Origin of the sequence: Anaerococcus murdochii (assembly GCF_019957155.1) — a bacterium.
Taxonomy (GTDB): domain Bacteria; phylum Bacillota; class Clostridia; order Tissierellales; family Peptoniphilaceae; genus Anaerococcus; species Anaerococcus murdochii.
In genome coordinates this window covers 1,905,180-1,920,776 of the sequence record NZ_JAIPME010000002.1, presented here as the reverse complement: position 1 = coordinate 1,920,776, position 15,597 = coordinate 1,905,180, and the positions used below count along the sequence as shown (strand labels likewise).

Here is a 15,597-nt window from a genome sequence, read left to right as displayed (position 1 = left end):
TTTTTTTATTTTTTTTCATTATTTTTGTGGTAAGATATATTTTAAGTGGAGAAAATGCTTACAAAACGAATGAGAGAATGAGGTAAATTTATGAAAATTGCTGTGAGCGCATGTTTATTAGGAGAAAATTGTAAATATAATGGTGGGAATAATTACTCATATATATTAGAGAAAATTCTAGAAAAACATGATGTGGTTCCCATATGCCCTGAGGTTATGGGAGGTCTTCCTACACCAAGAAGGCCGGCTGAAGTCGTAAATGGAGTTGTCTTAACAAAAGATGGAAGTTCAGTTGATGTTGCGTTTAGAAAGGGAGCAGAAATAGCTTTGAATCTTGTGAAAAAATCTGGGGCAGAACTTGTAGTTTTACAATCAAGGAGTCCTTCTTGTGGAGTGGATACAATATATGATGGGTCATTTTCAGGAAAATTAATCGAAGGTGATGGAATTTTTGTAAAGGAATTAAAGAAAGAAGGAATAAAAGCTATTGATGTTGAAGAATTTATAAAAATTTGCCAATAATTATCCTATTAGATATAATAGGACTAACACGAGGGGTGCTTAGGCTGAGACGAGAAATCGAACTCTTTAACCTGATCTAGTTAGGACTAGCGGAGGGATGTGAAAATAGCGAATTTAACTCCTTGTGAATACAAGGAGGTTTTTTATGTCAGAAAAATTTACTGATAGGATTTATCCAAAAATCAAGGGGATTTGGGAGGCGTGCTTCAAACATCCATTTGTTCAAGGCATGGGAGATGGGACTTTAGACCTTGAAAAATTTAAACATTGGCTAATGCAAGATTATGTCTATCTAATTGAATATGCGAGATTATTTGCGATAGGAACATCAAAGGCTACAGACCTTGGAACAATGAATTCTTTTGCCAAGGGCCTTGATGGGGTTTTATTTGTGGAAATGGACCTACACAGGTCCTATGCTAAGACTTTCGGCATTCCAGAAGAAGACCTTGAAGCGACTGATCAATCCGCAATCAATACCGCCTATACTTCTTATATGCTAAATAAAGCTCAGGCAGGTGGGGTAGAAAACGTAGCGGCAGCCCTACTTGCTTGTTCATGGTGCTATAATTATATAGGCCTTGAGCTTGCCAAAATTCCGGGGGCCTTGGAGGGCGAAAATTATGGGTCGTGGATAGGAATGTATTCATCAGATGAATTTACAGACCTAAATGAAAACGCCATGGATCTTATTAATAAGCTTGCCGAAGGCAAACCTGAAAGAGAATTAAAGGTCCTTGAAGAAATAGTAGTTAAAACAGGCTTATTTGAGTATATGTTTTGGGATATGTGCTACAAGCAAGAAACTTGGCCAGAAATTTAAAAATAATAAAATAAGATTCATAATACCTGTGAAGTTTAGTTTTGCAGGTATTTTTGATTTTGACTTATATTGTTAAAAATTGGCTAAAAAGTACAATATTCCTATAATTCATTTATAAAAATGAAAACTAAGGAGTTTATATGCTAAATGACCTAGGTAAGGTTGCTCAAGATACTATTGATGCAATCAATGAGAAAATTCAAAATCTTTCCACTTTGAATATAATTGTTGCAGGTAAAACTGGTGTAGGTAAATCTACCTTAATTAACGCTGTTTTTAAGGACGAACTTGCTGAAACAGGCATGGGTAGACCTGTTACAAACCACATGAGAAAGATTACTAAAAAAGATATTCCCCTTGCAATTTATGACACTAGGGGTTTTGAACTTGGCAAGGATGTCCAAGAAGACGTAAAAAAAGAAGTTTTTGATACAATTAACAAGGGACTTGCCACTAAGGATATAAATAAGGCCATCCATTGTATTTGGTACTGCATAAATACAGCATCAAACAGGATTGAGCCTGAGGAAATACAATGGCTTAGGGAACTATCAAGGGAAAATCAGGTCACACAAGTACCTATAATTGTGGTACTTACCCAGTCAATTTCAAAGAAAAATGCAGAGAAGATGAGGCAGATGATTTTGGATGAAAATTTAGATATTATTCAAGTTATCCCTGTCCTTGCCAAGGACTTTGAGATAGAAGATGTTGGAGTAGTGAAATCTTTTGGACTTGAAAGGTTGATTGAAGTGATGGGCGAGGCTTTGCCGGAGGAACTTCTTGATACTCTTCAACATGTGCAGATAGCGAGTTTATCCGAAAAAAAGCGCCGAGCCTCTAAGGTCGTAGCCACAGCAGCACTTGCAGCTACAGGCCAAGGGGCAGCACCAATTCCCTTCGCAGATGCAGCACTCTTAATCCCAACCCAGGTGGGAATGATAGCTTCAATTACAGTTATATTTGGTTTTGACGTAAACAAGTCTGTAATTACAGCTCTCTTGTCATCGACAATTGGCTCTGGTGGGGCAACCTTACTTGGTAGGGCATTTGTGGCAAATATTTTAAAACTTCTTCCAGCTGCAGGATCCATTGCTGGAGGAGCAATCTCAGCGGGCACAGCAGGTGTCATTACAGCAGCTTTAGGTAGTGCCTACATCGCCTTTATGGAACTTGTCTATAAGGGAGAGATGAATATAGAAGACCTATCAAGCAAAGAAGGCAAGGAAACCATAGCAAATATTTTTAAAGAAAATCTCAAAAATGGTAGGGAAAATCTTATGAAAATCCTAGACAGGTCTCAAAATAAAGAACAAGAGGATTAATTTTTAATTGACTAGGCAATTTACAAATGAAAGAAATATTATAAATTAAGATCCTAACAAAAATATAAACAAATCTAAATCGCCCAAACAATGGGCGATTTTTCTTTCTTATAATAGTTATTAACTCGGTTTTATTGGGTATAAAAACTTAAAAGGAGCAGGCTTTGTATTATAATATATTCGATAAAATGATAATAAAAACTGATATAAGAGGATCGGACTTAGCTACTAATACCGATACAGAAGATATGCAAGTCTTAAGCGTTGATATAGATGGAAGTATCTCCTTAAAGTCATTCTCCTATGATTATAGAAATTTAGAATTTATTTTGAAAGATGAATATGAATACAAGATTGATTCATACAGGACAAGCAATATTATAAGTATAATTAACGATTATTTTAGGAAAAATATCGACCTTTCTCTAAGTTTAGAGGGACCACATTTTATCCTAGAATTTTATGAAAAAGATAAGGCTGATCCACTTTCCTATAGATTTAATTTATTGGAAGATAAAGAGATCTCAAGGCTTGTTAGACAATTTCTAATGAATTACGATTTGTTTGTCTTTGATGGTAAGAAAAACTACGATAATATAGAAAAAATTGTCCTAAATTATCAAAGGACTATAAAAGAAAATAAAGAGACTGATGAAGAAGTTTCCTATAAGGGGATTAGGGAAGAATTAGAACTAGATAAGGATTCTATTAATATTAAAAGAGGTCTTCAAGACGGGACTCTAGTGGAATATTCATATAAATTAACTGATAAATTCAAAGATTTCTTAGGATTTTTGGAAAATTTTGAGGTTTTTTACTATATTGAGGATTTCAAAGATGAATTAATTTATGACCCTGATGATAAAAATTTTTATCAGTTATTAATTACTTATGAAAAAAAGGGAGAAATAAGAATAGAAGGGACCTACGATAGGAGAAATCTACCGTATTTTTTCCCTATATTTATTGGAAATCTCACAGAAATTCTGTTGGACTCCTCTATACCAGATATTTTAGACCCAAATATTTACGGGAAAATAATTAGAAGTGAGTCTGATTATATCTACTTATCGGTTGAATTTAGTCCAGATAGTAAAAGCTATTATTACAGGACAGATGACGAAACAATTAAGGTTGGAGATAGGGTCCTTGTACCTGTTGGAAATCACGGCAGGGAAACAATGGCTGAGGTTGTAAATATAGAATATTTTTCTTACGAAAATCTCCCACTGCCTCTAGAAGAAACCAAAATTGTAATTAAAAAAATAGATGATTAATAAAAATACTTAATAGATCAAAATTTTGATTTGAAATTTAATAGCGAAAGGAAAGAAAATGAGAGAAAAAATTGCTATTCAAGATACTTATGGCCAAAGATTTCAATATTGTTGGGGATGTGGTCCCAAAAATGAAGAAGGTTTACACCTAAAATCCTACCCAAGTGATGACGGAAAAGAGGTAATAACAAGGGTAAGGCCTGGCAAGGCTTTTACAGGTGGGGTACCAAATAATTTGTTTGGTGGAATGATAGCCATGATTTTTGACTGCCATGGCACAGCAAGTGCGGCATTTTTCAAACACCAAGCCAAGGGACTTGAACTTTCTAAAGATACTATTATCGAAAGATTTATCACAGCCCACCTAGAAGTGGATTTCAAAAAGCCTACTCCAATGGATGAGGAAATTGAAGTTGTGGCAAGTCTTGAGGAATTAGGAGAGAGAAAGGCTGTTGTAAATATGGTTCTAACTTGCAAGGGAGAAGTCAGAGCCAAAGCCAAGATGGTGGCTGTAGCAGTGAAGGATAATATGTAGGTTATTATGAAGTTTGACAAATGTTGCCCAGATAGAAATACGAAAAAATATCAGATCTACCATATGCCAAGGCCAAAAGATTGGGATAAGGATGTGATGGATGCCATTCAAATGCTTCTGTGGTATATACCAAATATAGATTCTGTCCAGTCCTTTAGCGATGATCTTATTAGGAGCAAGGCCTTCGAAAATTTGACCTTTGATTACGTACTAGACTCTCTAGGAATGAGCTATAAAGATGTTTTATTCATAAGGCCTGGTGGAGAAATTTTTGATGAATATTGGGATTATTACCAGGGAGAAGTCTGCACTTCTTGTCAAAAGATAATTATAGTTAGGCAAAAAAATAAGACAAAGACCGAAGATTTATTAAGGTGTATTAGAAATGCGGTTGCCCACGGGGATTTCACTGTAGTTGGAGATATGTTTGTCGGTTTTAACGAACATAAGGGCGAAAAAAAGGCCATAATTAAGATAAGACCGAAAAACTTAATTCGAGCTTTAAACAATATTTCAATTCAAAGCGAATATAACAAAGCAAAACTAATAGATGCCAATCTCAGGAAAAATGGTTTTAAAACTCAGGTTGAGCCGAAAATTGTCGATAAGGAAACTAAGAAATTTTATTATCTGGATATATTGGCAGAAAAAGATGGGCTAAAATATATAGTCGAGATTAAGGATATTAGCTATAAGACATACTTAAGTCTTGGTGAATTTATGCGAATCTTAGCAAGTATAGAAAAATATAGGAAGGCCCTTGACCAAGAAAAGGCTAAATTAGTTTTAGTAATAGATGAGGCAAGATTAACCAAGGAATGTTGGCAAATAGCTGAAAAATATGATGACTTGATAGTTCTTGACCTAAATAGACTTATAGATATGCCAGATACAGTTATGGATATATTTATATGATAAGAAAATAGTCTTTAAACATTGAGATGTTTAAAGGCTATATTTTTTTGAAAAACCTTGCCTAATATTAGTATTCGTGGTACTATAAATGTAACATAAATAGTACTATAAATGTAACAAAATTTAAGGAGGAATTTATGATAAGTTTTGCGATAGTCTCTTATTTTATTTTGTTAGTTACAATGTTTTTTCTAGAAGTTCCAAATTATTTGCCAATAATTATAGGCTTGGGAGTATTTTTCTATATTTCGTTTTATTATTTTAAAAATGAAGGTGGCAAAGTACAAAAATACTACACTGTGAAGACATTTTTATTAAGTGCTTTAGTGTCAATAATAATTATTTTGGTATTGGGAGCTATCCAATCTAAAACTCTTGGCTATGATCCAACTGAAGTATTGGATATTAAGGTATTCAAGCTCTATGTAACTTTGTGTATTTTTGTAATTTATACCTTAATCGCAAGGATAAAATATGTTAAAGATTTATAAATAAAAAAGGAGTGGTTTTTGTTTGGATGTAGTAATAGAAAATAGGATTAGAGAATTTAGGAAGGAAATGGGGCTTTCTCAAAATGCCTTGGCGAAAATGGTAGGTCTTAAACGTAGGTCAATAATGGCATATGAAAGTAACACCATAAGCCCAACCCTAGAGACGGCCTATAAGATTTGTAAAGTTTTTGATAAGGATATTAAGGAAGTATTTATATTTAAATAGGAGATATTATGGGATTATTATTTAACACCAGCGATGATATGGACAAAAAAGTAAGGGAAAAATTTGGAGATGATAAGTCTTATTTAATAGTATTTAAGCATAACAGCCCTGCTAAGGATATTAGCAAATGGCTTTTAATCGGCGGCCTTTACTATACAATGGATTCATCAAGGACCTTCATTTTATACTTTGACCCAAAAGGAGTCTATGAATCAGAGATTTCAAACTCAGATAAAAAAGATTTTCTCTTTATGGCCTGGAATGAGATAGAAGATTTTGAGCTAGTGGAAGGAAACAAAAAAATACTAAAAATCAACCACCTAGGCAAGGTCTATCAATACGAAGTGGAGCTTAATGGTAGGCTTTTTAAAAATAATTACAAAAACCTAACCGAACTTATGGAAAATAATTGGAATAGGATCGAATGATGGAAGAAGAATCAACAGTAAATATTTTGGAATTTAGCGAATATAAATCAAAAGATTTTGTTGATGATATAAATCTAGTAAAATACTTTCCCTCCTATAAATTAACCCTTCCTTGGTATGAAGATGTGGAAACTGTAAAAATGGTTGATAATGCAAACACTCCTTATGATATAGATCAGCTTAAGAATATGTATGGCTACCTTGATAGAAATGGTGATTTATTTTATATTGCCTATAAAAATAAACTAATAGGAGACTGTGCAATATTTGATGACAATATGGTAGCTATTGTAGTTTCAAAAGAATATAGGGGAATGAAAATAGGGAGAAAGGTTTTGGATAGATTGATAACCTTGGCTAAGGAAAAAGACCTGGCATATTTAAAGGCAGAAATTTATGACTTTAACCAAGTTTCACAAAGCTTATTTAAAAGTCATGGTTTTGAAAAAATCGGCAAAGAAATGTATAAATTAGATTTAAAATGAAATCATAAAAATAAAAAATCGTCGCAGACTTTGACTCAAATCTTGAGTTAAATATCTTGGACGATTTTTATTTATCTATCTTTACTTTCTTTTAGACTAAATTCCAATAAAACTGGGTTGTGGTCGCTGTTTACGAAGCCCAATGTCTGGCCTTTAACGGATTTTATTTCTACATTATCTGTTACTAAAAATCCGTCTATAATACACTCATAAGAGTCATTTGGGTCATATGGCTTGTGATTTAGTCTTGATGAGTGGGTAGATTCATCAAAAACTGGTTTGATTTTGTCTGTTAGGTAATCGTATGGAAATGGTGATGGATTCCAAATACCTTCTGGGACATTTGCTACATAATCTTTTCTTAATTCTTGGTTAAAATCGCCACCGACTATTAAATAATTTCCCTTGTTGTACTCTTCTGTCATAAAGGCGATTATTTGTTTTGTTTGGGCAAGTCTGCCGCTTGAGCCAGATTCATAGGCATCAAGGTGGACATTTACTAATACTAGGTACTTATCAGAACCTTCTATAGGTAGGTAGGAGGCGTTGAAGCCTCTTTTGAGATTTGCTAGCCTTACTGGCCACTTGTGTGGGATTGGTTGTTGGTACCTGTAAGATGATTCTATGGCAAATTTAGAATTGGTGTAGATTCCAGAATTTACCTTACCCATTGGTGGAATAGGAAATGGTACGAAGTTCACTTTGTAATTATAGGCGAAGGTTGATGCTCCGTAAAATTCTTTGTCAAAATATCCAACTTCATTTATATGATAGGTCCTCTGCGAATCAGAATCTACTTCTTGTAATAATAATAGATCAGGGTTAATATTTTTTACTTCTTTTGCAATACCTGCTAGGGCATTTTCGACGTGGTCTTTTGATATAGGATTTACCATCTTGCCGCCATCCATAAAGAAATCTGTATCCTTATCTAGTCCGCCGTAGCCAATATTCCAGCTTAGGGCCTTATAGGTCTCGTTCATTTTGATTTTATCCTGTGATGAGCCGGCTATAGCTACTTCTTCTATGTCTTTTGGCTTATATTCAGTTGCCATTAAATAGGCTAAAAGGCATAAAAAGGCAATTATCAATAAGAGTATTAAATAACCTAAAATTTTCATAACTTTTTTCATAAATACCTCACATTCTTATGTTAAGGATAACACTAATAGTCATTAAAGTAAATAGTTTTATAATATTTATAGAGTAGTAAAATATTTATATAAAGGGGATATGATATGAAGAAAATTTTATGGGATATAGATGGGACACTTTTAAATTTTGATTTGGCAGAAACAGCAGCTATATATAAGTGTTTTGAGATATTTAACTTAGATAAGCCGACCGAAGATATGCTTAAGACCTACAAAAATATAAACAATATTTATTGGGAAAGGCTTGAGCGAAATGAGGTTACTAGGGATGAGGTACTATTGGGTAGGTTTAGGGATTTTTTTGAGAAATATGGGATACAAACCGATATAGTTGAAGACTTCAACCACAATTATCAAATTGAACTTGGAAAGACCTATGTTTTTAATCCCTACGGCAAGGAAGCTGTAAAAAAATTAGCAAGTAAATATGACCAATATGCAGTCACAAATGGGTCCCTAACAGCCCAGAGTGGAAAGCTTGAGGGATCTGATTTGAACAAAATACTTAAGGAGTCATTTATTTCGGAGCTAATTGGTTTTGAAAAACCAGACGAGAGATTTTTTGAATATGTATTTGAAAAAATTGGATCGAGGACCCTTGATGATTATGTAATAATAGGTGATTCTTTGACATCAGACATGCTAGGTGGGGTTAATGCAAAAATAAAAACAATTTGGTTTAATCCACATAGCAAGAAGAACCACTTAGATTTGCCAATTGATTTAGAAATAAGTTCCCTAAATGAAGTTGAGGATTGTCTAGCAAAAATCTTTGGATGATTGCAGAAAACTTGCAAAAAATGTATAATGATGAAGGAAGTTTTATGTAAATCTTACATAAAAATATTTTTATTTAGAAAAACTTTTGAAATTAAGGAGGAGAAATGGATAAGGCGTCGCCCTATCGAAGGCGTAAGAAAATAAGAAACTAGTATAGTGGCGGATTTCTATTTGCCATTATACAAAAAATATTCTAAAGAATATTTTAACTAAATAGGAGAAATGAATGGCAGAAAGAAATTATAACGTTGATAATCTAAAACAACTCCAAGTAGAAATCAACAAGATGAACCCGGTTGATATAGCCGATAGACTTGAGGTATTGCCAGAAAAATCTGTAGCTATTTGGATTAAGCTATTAAATAAGGATTTACTTGCTGATACCTTTACAGAGCTAAAACCAGAAAATAAGGATAGGGTTTTGAAAATCCTATCAGAAGAAAATATCAAAGACCTTGTCAAGGAACTAGACGAAGACGAACTTGTAGATACCTTGCAAGAACTTCCTGCAAATATGGTTAAGAAGTTAATGACAAGCCATATTGATAGCGACAGAAGGGAAATAATCAACGAACTTTTAGGCTATCCAGAAGAATCTGTTGGTTCTATCATGACAGTAAACTTCCTATCAGTGAAGTCAACAGAAACTCCTGCAGAGGCTATGAAAAAAGTTATGGAATCTGATTTGGATGCGGAAAAACTTGAACAAATCTGGGTTACTGATGAGTCTTTAGTTCTTACTGGTTTTGTATTTATAGCAGACTTAATCAGAAACAAAAAAGCAACCATAGAATCAATTACCCAACAAATTACAGCAGCTGTAGGTCCAACTGATGACCAAGAGGTAGTAGCAAAGCTATCTATAAAATATGACCTAGGAGAGGTACCAGTTATCGATTCAGAAGGCAGGCTTATCGGTATCGTACCAGCAGAAGACGTAATCGACGTAGTTCATGAAGAGTTACAAGAAGACTTTGCAAATATCACAGGTATTTCTGATCAGGGCGAATCATACATCGATGAATCGTCATTTACTATTGCGAAAAACAGGACAACCTGGCTAGTAATTTGTCTTATAACCGCAACAATGACAGGTTTTATTATCCAAAGGTATGAAAGTCTACTTGCACAAGCAGTTGCCCTAACAGCTTATATACCTATGCTAATGGACTCTGGTGGTAATGCTGGAAGTCAGTCATCAACAACAATTATGACTCAATTATTCTCAGGCAACCTCTCAGCTAAAGACTTTTTAAAAGTTATTTTTAAAGAAATGAGAGTAGGTACACTTGTTTCCTTAGTTCTTGTTGCGATCAACTTTTTGAGGATTCTTGTTGTGGACAATGTGAGTCTTGCTGTAAATCTCACAGTATCATTGACCTTATTTTTAACAATAGTTCTATCAAATATCATAGGTGGTCTATTACCACTTTTAGCTGATAAACTAAACATAGATCCAACTGTAATGGCAGGTCCACTTATAACTACAATTGTAGATACTGGTGTACTTTTAATTTATTTTGAAGTAGCATCATTATTACTAGGATTATAAAAATTAAATTACAAATTTTAACCGCATGCTTACATAAGTGTGTGGTTTTTTATTTTTGTTAGTAAAGAAAAGTGGCTATTTGCAAGGAAAATATTGATAATAATCAAGTTTTATTAATAATTATCAAAAAAATATTTGACAAGATAAATTAGCTGGTGTATATTCTTCCTAACGATAAATAAAAGCTATGACATGGAAGAGTAGTTAAGAGAATCTATTTAGAGAGGTATCGGCTGGTGGAAGATACTGAGATATTTTAACGAAAATCACCATCAAGCTTCCCACTGAAATGTAAGTGGTTGACGGGAGCTCCCGTTACAGAGCTATTCATTAAATGAATTAAGTGCATCATTAGATGAAGAAGAGTGGTACCGCGGAAGGTAAAAATTATGTAATTACCCTTCGTCTCTTTACCCAAGTGGAGTAAGGAGACGGAGGTTTTTTTATTCCCAAAAATTAAGGAGGAAATTATGAAATTAAAGAAAAAATTTGCAGTTGGAATGTTACTAGCAGGTATGTTTTTAACAGCTTGCTCAAATAATGGCGGAAATGAAGGCAAAAAAGCAGATGAAGGTTCAAAGAAAGAAGCGAGTGAGGTTCTTAAATTAGGAAACTCAGCACCTCTTACTGGTCCTTTGTCAATCTATGGTACAACAACCAATAATGGAATCAAACTTGCAATCGAAGAAGTAAATGCTAATGGCGGGGTCCTAGGTAGACAAATTGAATGGTCTGAATATGATGACAAGGGTGAAATAACCGATGCTGTTACAAACTATAACAACCTTATGCAAGATGAAGTAGAAGCAATATTTGGTGGTGTACCATCAAAACCATCACTTGCTATAGCAGAATCAGCAGCAAATGATGAAGTCGTATTCATCACACCAACAGGAACTCAAGCAAACATTACAGAAGGCAAGAAAAACGCCTTTAGAACTTGCTTTACAGATCCTTTCCAAGGTGAAGTTCTTGCAAACTTTTCTAAAAATAACATTAAGGCTAAAAAAGTAGCAATCCTAAGAAACCAATCTTCAGACTTTTCTATGGGTGTTGCTGATGTATTTTGTAAGAAAGCTCAAGAATTAGGCATGGAAGTTGTTGCTGATGAATCATATGGAGATAGTGATACAGACTTTAAAGCTCAGCTTACAAAAGTTAGAAAAGAGGAACCAGATGTATTATTTATCCCAGATTATTATGAAAAAGTAGCTCTAATAGTCCCACAAGTAAGGGAAGCTGGAATAGAGGCAACTTTAGTTGGTGCTGACGGTTGGGATACAGTTTTATCTGTAATGGATCAATCAAACTTTAAAGCAATCGAAGGTTCATACTTTGCAAATCAATTTACCCTAGAAGATCCAAGTGAAAAAGTTCAAAACTTTATAAAAGCTTATGAAGAAAAATATGGTGAAAAACCATCTACATTTGCAGCAGAAGGTTACGATACAGTTTATCTATATAAACAAGCAGCAGAAGAAGCTGGTACAACAGAATGGGATAAGGTAATCGAAGCCCTAAAGAATATAAAATTTGAAGGTATAACTGGATCATTCACATATGATGAAAATCACAACCCTATAAAAACAGCAAAAATGATAAAGATAGTAAATGGAGAATATAAGTTTGATAGCGATGCTGGGGTTGAATCCAACAAGTAATTTATAAAAGGAGATTAAAATGGATTTTGTAACCCAATTGTTTAACGGGCTTCAGCTGGGCAGTATTTATGCCCTTGTAGCTCTTGGATATACAATGGTTTATGGAATTGCAAAACTAATAAACTTCGCCCACGGTGATATTATCATGGTGGGCGGCTATACTGTATTTTTAGCAATCCAATTACCTTTATTTAAGGCTGGCCTTCCATTATGGCTAGCTATTATTCCGGCGATTTTAGTTTGTACAATCTTAGGAGTGGTAATCGAAAGAGTGGCCTATAAACCCCTAAGAAATTCTTCAAGAATTTCCTTACTTATCACAACAATAGGCGTATCCTTATTTTTACAGAACTTTTTTGTAAAAATATTCACTTCAAGCGCTAAACCTATACCAGCAATATTCCCACAAATTTCTATAAATTTTGGGGGAGTTCACCTTTCATTTGCTACAATCATCACTATAGTTACAACAATTGTTTTGACTTATATACTTAGCTTATTTGTAAATAAAACCAAGCAGGGCAAGGCCATGCTTGCTGTTAGTGAAGATTACGGGGCAGCTGAACTAGTTGGTATAAATGTAAATCAAGTAATGACTTTGACTTTCGCCATAGGATCTGCTTTGGCAGGAGTGGCATCAGTTTTATATGTTGCAAGCTATCCACAAATCCAACCATTCATGGGTTCTATGCTAGGTATAAAGGCCTTTACAGCGGCAGTTTTAGGTGGAATTGGATCAATTCCAGGCGCTGTCGTTGGTGGTTTAATCCTTGGTATTATCGAAGTTTTAACCAGGGCCTATTTATCAAGTGCTTATGCAGATGCCATAGTATTTGTAGTTTTAATAGTTGTTTTACTTGTCCAACCAAATGGTTTGTTTGGAAAATTAGAGAAAGAAAAGGTGTGATATGTCAAAAAACAAAAAGAAGTCTTATCTTATCACAACCGGATTAGTTATATTATTTTATGTTATTGTCCAAGTTCTTATTTCTGCAAATATCTTAAATAGATACTGGCAAGGAATTTTAAATTTAATTTGCATAAATATGATAATGGCAACTAGCCTTAATCTTACTGTTGGTGTTCTTGGACAAATCAACCTAGGACATGCTGGTTTTATGGCAATTGGAGCCTATTCTGCAGGTCTTTTTCTAAAAACTGGGATTGTAACAGGTTTTCCGGCCTTCATTCTTAGTTTGATAGTTGGTGGCTTTGTTGCAGCTATATTTGGTATTCTCATCGGTTTACCAGTTTTAAGGCTAACTGGAGACTACCTTGCAATAGTTACACTTGCCTTTGGCGAAATTATTAGAGTTTTAATAGAAAATTTAGATTTCACAGGTGGTGCCCAAGGCCTTGCGGGAATTCCAACAACAAATGATTTTTGGAAATTTTTCTTTATGGCAGTTTTTGTTATAACAATGATTTTCACCTGGGCTGAAAGCCGTCACGGAAGAACAGTTTTATCTATAAGAGATAATGAACTTGCAGCAGAAGCTTGTGGTATAAATATTACCAAATATAAAACTCAAGCCTTTACCTTATCTGCAATCTTCGCAGGTATAGCTGGTGCACTTTACGCTCAAAATATAGGCGTTCTCGCTGCAAATATATTTAACTACAACAAGTCTTTTGACTATTTAGTAATGGTTGTTCTTGGTGGTATGGGTTCAATTACAGGAGCGATTTTCTCATCAATTGGACTTACAATTATACCTGAGCTTTTAAAACCACTAGCTGAATGGAGAATGGTAATCTATGCTATTATCCTTGTTGTTGTAATGATTTTCAGACCTCAAGGCTTGCTTGGTAGGAAGGAATTTTCTATTAGAAGGTTTTTGAAGCTAGATAAGTACAAGAAAGGAGATGTGGAAGGTGAACAGTAAAGAAGTAATAAGTGAAAATGTTCTTGAAATAAATAATTTAAGCATCTCTTTTGGGGGACTTAAGGCTGTTGAAAATGTTACTTTTAAACTTAAAAATGGAGAACTTCTTGGACTTATAGGACCAAATGGGGCTGGAAAAACCACCTTATTTAATATGCTTTCAGGAGTATATACACCAACAAGTGGTGAGATAATTCTTGATGGAGAAAATGTTAATGGGACTAGGCCAGATAAGCTATCAAAACTAGGTGTTGCGAGGACTTTTCAAAATATAAGACTTTTTGATAACCTAACAGTCCTTGACAATGTAAAACTTGCCATGAACCAGTATATGAATTATGGCATGCTAACTGGGATGTTCAGACTTCCAAATTATTGGAAGGAAGAAAATGAAGCAACAGAAAAAGCGAAGGAAATTCTAGAATTATTTGATTTAGAAAAATATTTTAGGACCTTTGCAGGATCTTTGCCATATGGAGCACAAAGAAAATTGGAAATTGCAAGAGCTATGGCGACTCGACCAAAAGTTTTGCTTTTAGATGAGCCAGCCGCAGGCATGAATGAATCTGAGACTCAAGACCTAATGGATTCAATAAGGTTAATTAGGGAAAAAACAGGGGTTTCAATCCTTCTAATCGAACACGATATGAACCTTGTTTTAGGAATTACAGAAAGACTTATAGTTTTAAATTATGGAGAAATTCTCGCTGAGGGTGATCCACATGATGTAATTTCTAATAAAGAAGTAGTTAAGGCCTATTTGGGTAGTTAGGAGAAAAAATGAGTATTTTAAGAATAGAAAATTTAGTTGTATCCTACGGTAATATCAAGGCCTTAAAAGGAATTAGCTTAAGAGTAGAAGAAGGTGAAGTAGTCTCCTTAATTGGAGCTAATGGAGCAGGTAAGACAACCACTCTTCAAACAATTTCCGGCCTACTTCCTATAAAAGAAGGGGATATTTTCTTTAATGATAAGTCAATCAAAAAAGAAAAGTCATATAAAATTACGAGGGCAGGTCTTGCTCAAGTTCCAGAAGGCAGGAGGGTTTTTAAGGACCTGTCTGTAGAAGATAACCTAAGATTAGGCTCGATTTCTGTTGGCTGGAGCCCAGAGGAATTAGAAGCCCAACTTGATAAAATTTATCAACTTTTCCCAGTTTTAAAAGAAAGAAAAAAGCAAAAGGCTGGTACTCTATCGGGTGGTGAACAGCAAATGCTTGCCATGGGAAGGGCACTTTTAACAAATCCAAAGGTCCTTCTCTTAGATGAACCTTCTATGGGACTATCACCTTTGTTTGTAGATAAAATTTTTGATACAATAAGGATTTTGAAAGAAGAAGGTAGGACAATTTTGCTAGTTGAGCAAAATGCTAACCTAGCCTTAGATATAGCCGATAGGGCCTATGTTCTAGAAACAGGAAAAATTGTAAAAGAAGGAAGAGCAAGCGACCTTAAGACAGATCCAGATGTCAAAGCAGCTTATCTTGGAATATAAAAATAAGCCTCTCTTTACTAATGAACTGACCCCCAAAAGTTAG

At 34.4% G+C, this 15,597-nt stretch carries 18 protein-coding genes, 1 riboswitch and 1 other annotated feature; of the genes, 17 read left to right on the top strand and 1 reads right to left on the bottom strand.

The annotated features are described in order from the left end of the window. Positions 1-90: 90 nt before the first annotated feature. From K8P03_RS09710 to K8P03_RS09665, 10 genes are all read left to right on the top strand, one after another. Positions 91-522: a DUF523 domain-containing protein gene (locus K8P03_RS09710; RefSeq protein WP_223420484.1), complete on the top strand. Its 432-nt coding sequence runs from the start codon at positions 91-93 to the stop codon at positions 520-522. Positions 523-543: 21 nt separating this feature from the next. After that, positions 544-637: riboswitch (TPP riboswitch) on the top strand. A gap of 30 nt (positions 638-667) precedes the next feature. Beyond that, entirely contained in the window at positions 668-1,345 is a 678-nt protein-coding gene (tenA, locus tag K8P03_RS09705; RefSeq protein ID WP_223420483.1) for a thiaminase II, read from the top strand. Positions 1,346-1,485: 140 nt separating this feature from the next. After that, entirely contained in the window at positions 1,486-2,670 is a 1,185-nt protein-coding gene (locus K8P03_RS09700; protein ID WP_223420482.1) for a YcjF family protein, read from the top strand. Between the two features lie 164 nt (positions 2,671-2,834). Further along, on the top strand, positions 2,835-3,947 hold the full coding sequence (locus K8P03_RS09695; protein ID WP_223420481.1) for a hypothetical protein: 1,113 nt from the start codon (positions 2,835-2,837) through the stop codon (positions 3,945-3,947). A 58-nt stretch (positions 3,948-4,005) separates the two neighbouring features. After that, positions 4,006-4,482 (top strand): PaaI family thioesterase, encoded by a 477-nt coding sequence (locus K8P03_RS09690; RefSeq protein ID WP_223420480.1) that lies wholly within the window; start codon positions 4,006-4,008, stop codon positions 4,480-4,482. 6 nt (positions 4,483-4,488) lie between these two features. Then, the gene (locus K8P03_RS09685; protein ID WP_223420479.1) at positions 4,489-5,397 is read left to right on the top strand and encodes a hypothetical protein; all 909 of its coding nucleotides are present in this window, start codon (positions 4,489-4,491) and stop codon (positions 5,395-5,397) included. A gap of 137 nt (positions 5,398-5,534) precedes the next feature. Further along, positions 5,535-5,888, top strand: coding sequence for a hypothetical protein (locus tag K8P03_RS09680; RefSeq protein WP_223420478.1), 354 nt, complete (start codon positions 5,535-5,537; stop codon positions 5,886-5,888). A 22-nt stretch (positions 5,889-5,910) separates the two neighbouring features. Further along, complete coding sequence (locus tag K8P03_RS09675; protein WP_209772249.1) at positions 5,911-6,114, top strand: helix-turn-helix transcriptional regulator; 204 nt, start codon at positions 5,911-5,913, stop codon at positions 6,112-6,114. An 8-nt stretch (positions 6,115-6,122) separates the two neighbouring features. Continuing rightward, positions 6,123-6,542: a histidine kinase gene (locus K8P03_RS09670; protein ID WP_223420477.1), complete on the top strand. Its 420-nt coding sequence runs from the start codon at positions 6,123-6,125 to the stop codon at positions 6,540-6,542. Further along, the gene (locus K8P03_RS09665; RefSeq protein WP_223420476.1) at positions 6,542-7,027 is read left to right on the top strand and encodes a GNAT family N-acetyltransferase; all 486 of its coding nucleotides are present in this window, start codon (positions 6,542-6,544) and stop codon (positions 7,025-7,027) included. Before K8P03_RS09670 ends, K8P03_RS09665 begins: the two co-directional genes overlap by 1 nt. Positions 7,028-7,098: 71 nt before the next feature. Here the strand turns inward: K8P03_RS09665 and K8P03_RS09660 are convergent, their stop codons facing one another. Further along, positions 7,099-8,160, bottom strand: a complete 1,062-nt coding sequence (locus tag K8P03_RS09660) for an endonuclease/exonuclease/phosphatase family protein (protein ID WP_223420475.1) — start codon at positions 8,158-8,160, stop codon at positions 7,099-7,101. Positions 8,161-8,265: 105 nt separating this feature from the next. On the opposite strand from K8P03_RS09660, the gene K8P03_RS09655 reads away from it, so the two are divergent. The 7 genes from K8P03_RS09655 (at position 8,266) to K8P03_RS09625 (ending at position 15,554) form a co-directional block, all read left to right on the top strand. Continuing rightward, positions 8,266-8,961 (top strand): YjjG family noncanonical pyrimidine nucleotidase, encoded by a 696-nt coding sequence (locus tag K8P03_RS09655; protein ID WP_223420474.1) that lies wholly within the window; start codon positions 8,266-8,268, stop codon positions 8,959-8,961. Positions 8,962-9,187: 226 nt separating this feature from the next. Next, on the top strand, positions 9,188-10,513 hold the full coding sequence (mgtE, locus tag K8P03_RS09650) for a magnesium transporter (RefSeq protein WP_223420473.1): 1,326 nt from the start codon (positions 9,188-9,190) through the stop codon (positions 10,511-10,513). A 178-nt stretch (positions 10,514-10,691) separates the two neighbouring features. Next, positions 10,692-10,926: a binding site (T-box leader), on the top strand. A 57-nt stretch (positions 10,927-10,983) separates the two neighbouring features. Then, positions 10,984-12,174: an ABC transporter substrate-binding protein gene (locus tag K8P03_RS09645; RefSeq protein WP_223420472.1), complete on the top strand. Its 1,191-nt coding sequence runs from the start codon at positions 10,984-10,986 to the stop codon at positions 12,172-12,174. A 19-nt stretch (positions 12,175-12,193) separates the two neighbouring features. Beyond that, positions 12,194-13,081 (top strand): branched-chain amino acid ABC transporter permease, encoded by an 888-nt coding sequence (locus K8P03_RS09640; RefSeq protein ID WP_223420471.1) that lies wholly within the window; start codon positions 12,194-12,196, stop codon positions 13,079-13,081. 1 nt (position 13,082) lies between these two features. Continuing rightward, positions 13,083-14,060 (top strand): branched-chain amino acid ABC transporter permease, encoded by a 978-nt coding sequence (locus K8P03_RS09635; RefSeq protein ID WP_223420470.1) that lies wholly within the window; start codon positions 13,083-13,085, stop codon positions 14,058-14,060. Continuing rightward, positions 14,041-14,832 (top strand): ABC transporter ATP-binding protein, encoded by a 792-nt coding sequence (locus tag K8P03_RS09630; RefSeq protein ID WP_223420469.1) that lies wholly within the window; start codon positions 14,041-14,043, stop codon positions 14,830-14,832. The genes K8P03_RS09635 and K8P03_RS09630 overlap by 20 nt, the downstream gene beginning before the upstream one ends. A gap of 8 nt (positions 14,833-14,840) precedes the next feature. Then, entirely contained in the window at positions 14,841-15,554 is a 714-nt protein-coding gene (locus K8P03_RS09625; RefSeq protein WP_223420468.1) for an ABC transporter ATP-binding protein, read from the top strand. Positions 15,555-15,597 lie beyond the last annotated feature (43 nt).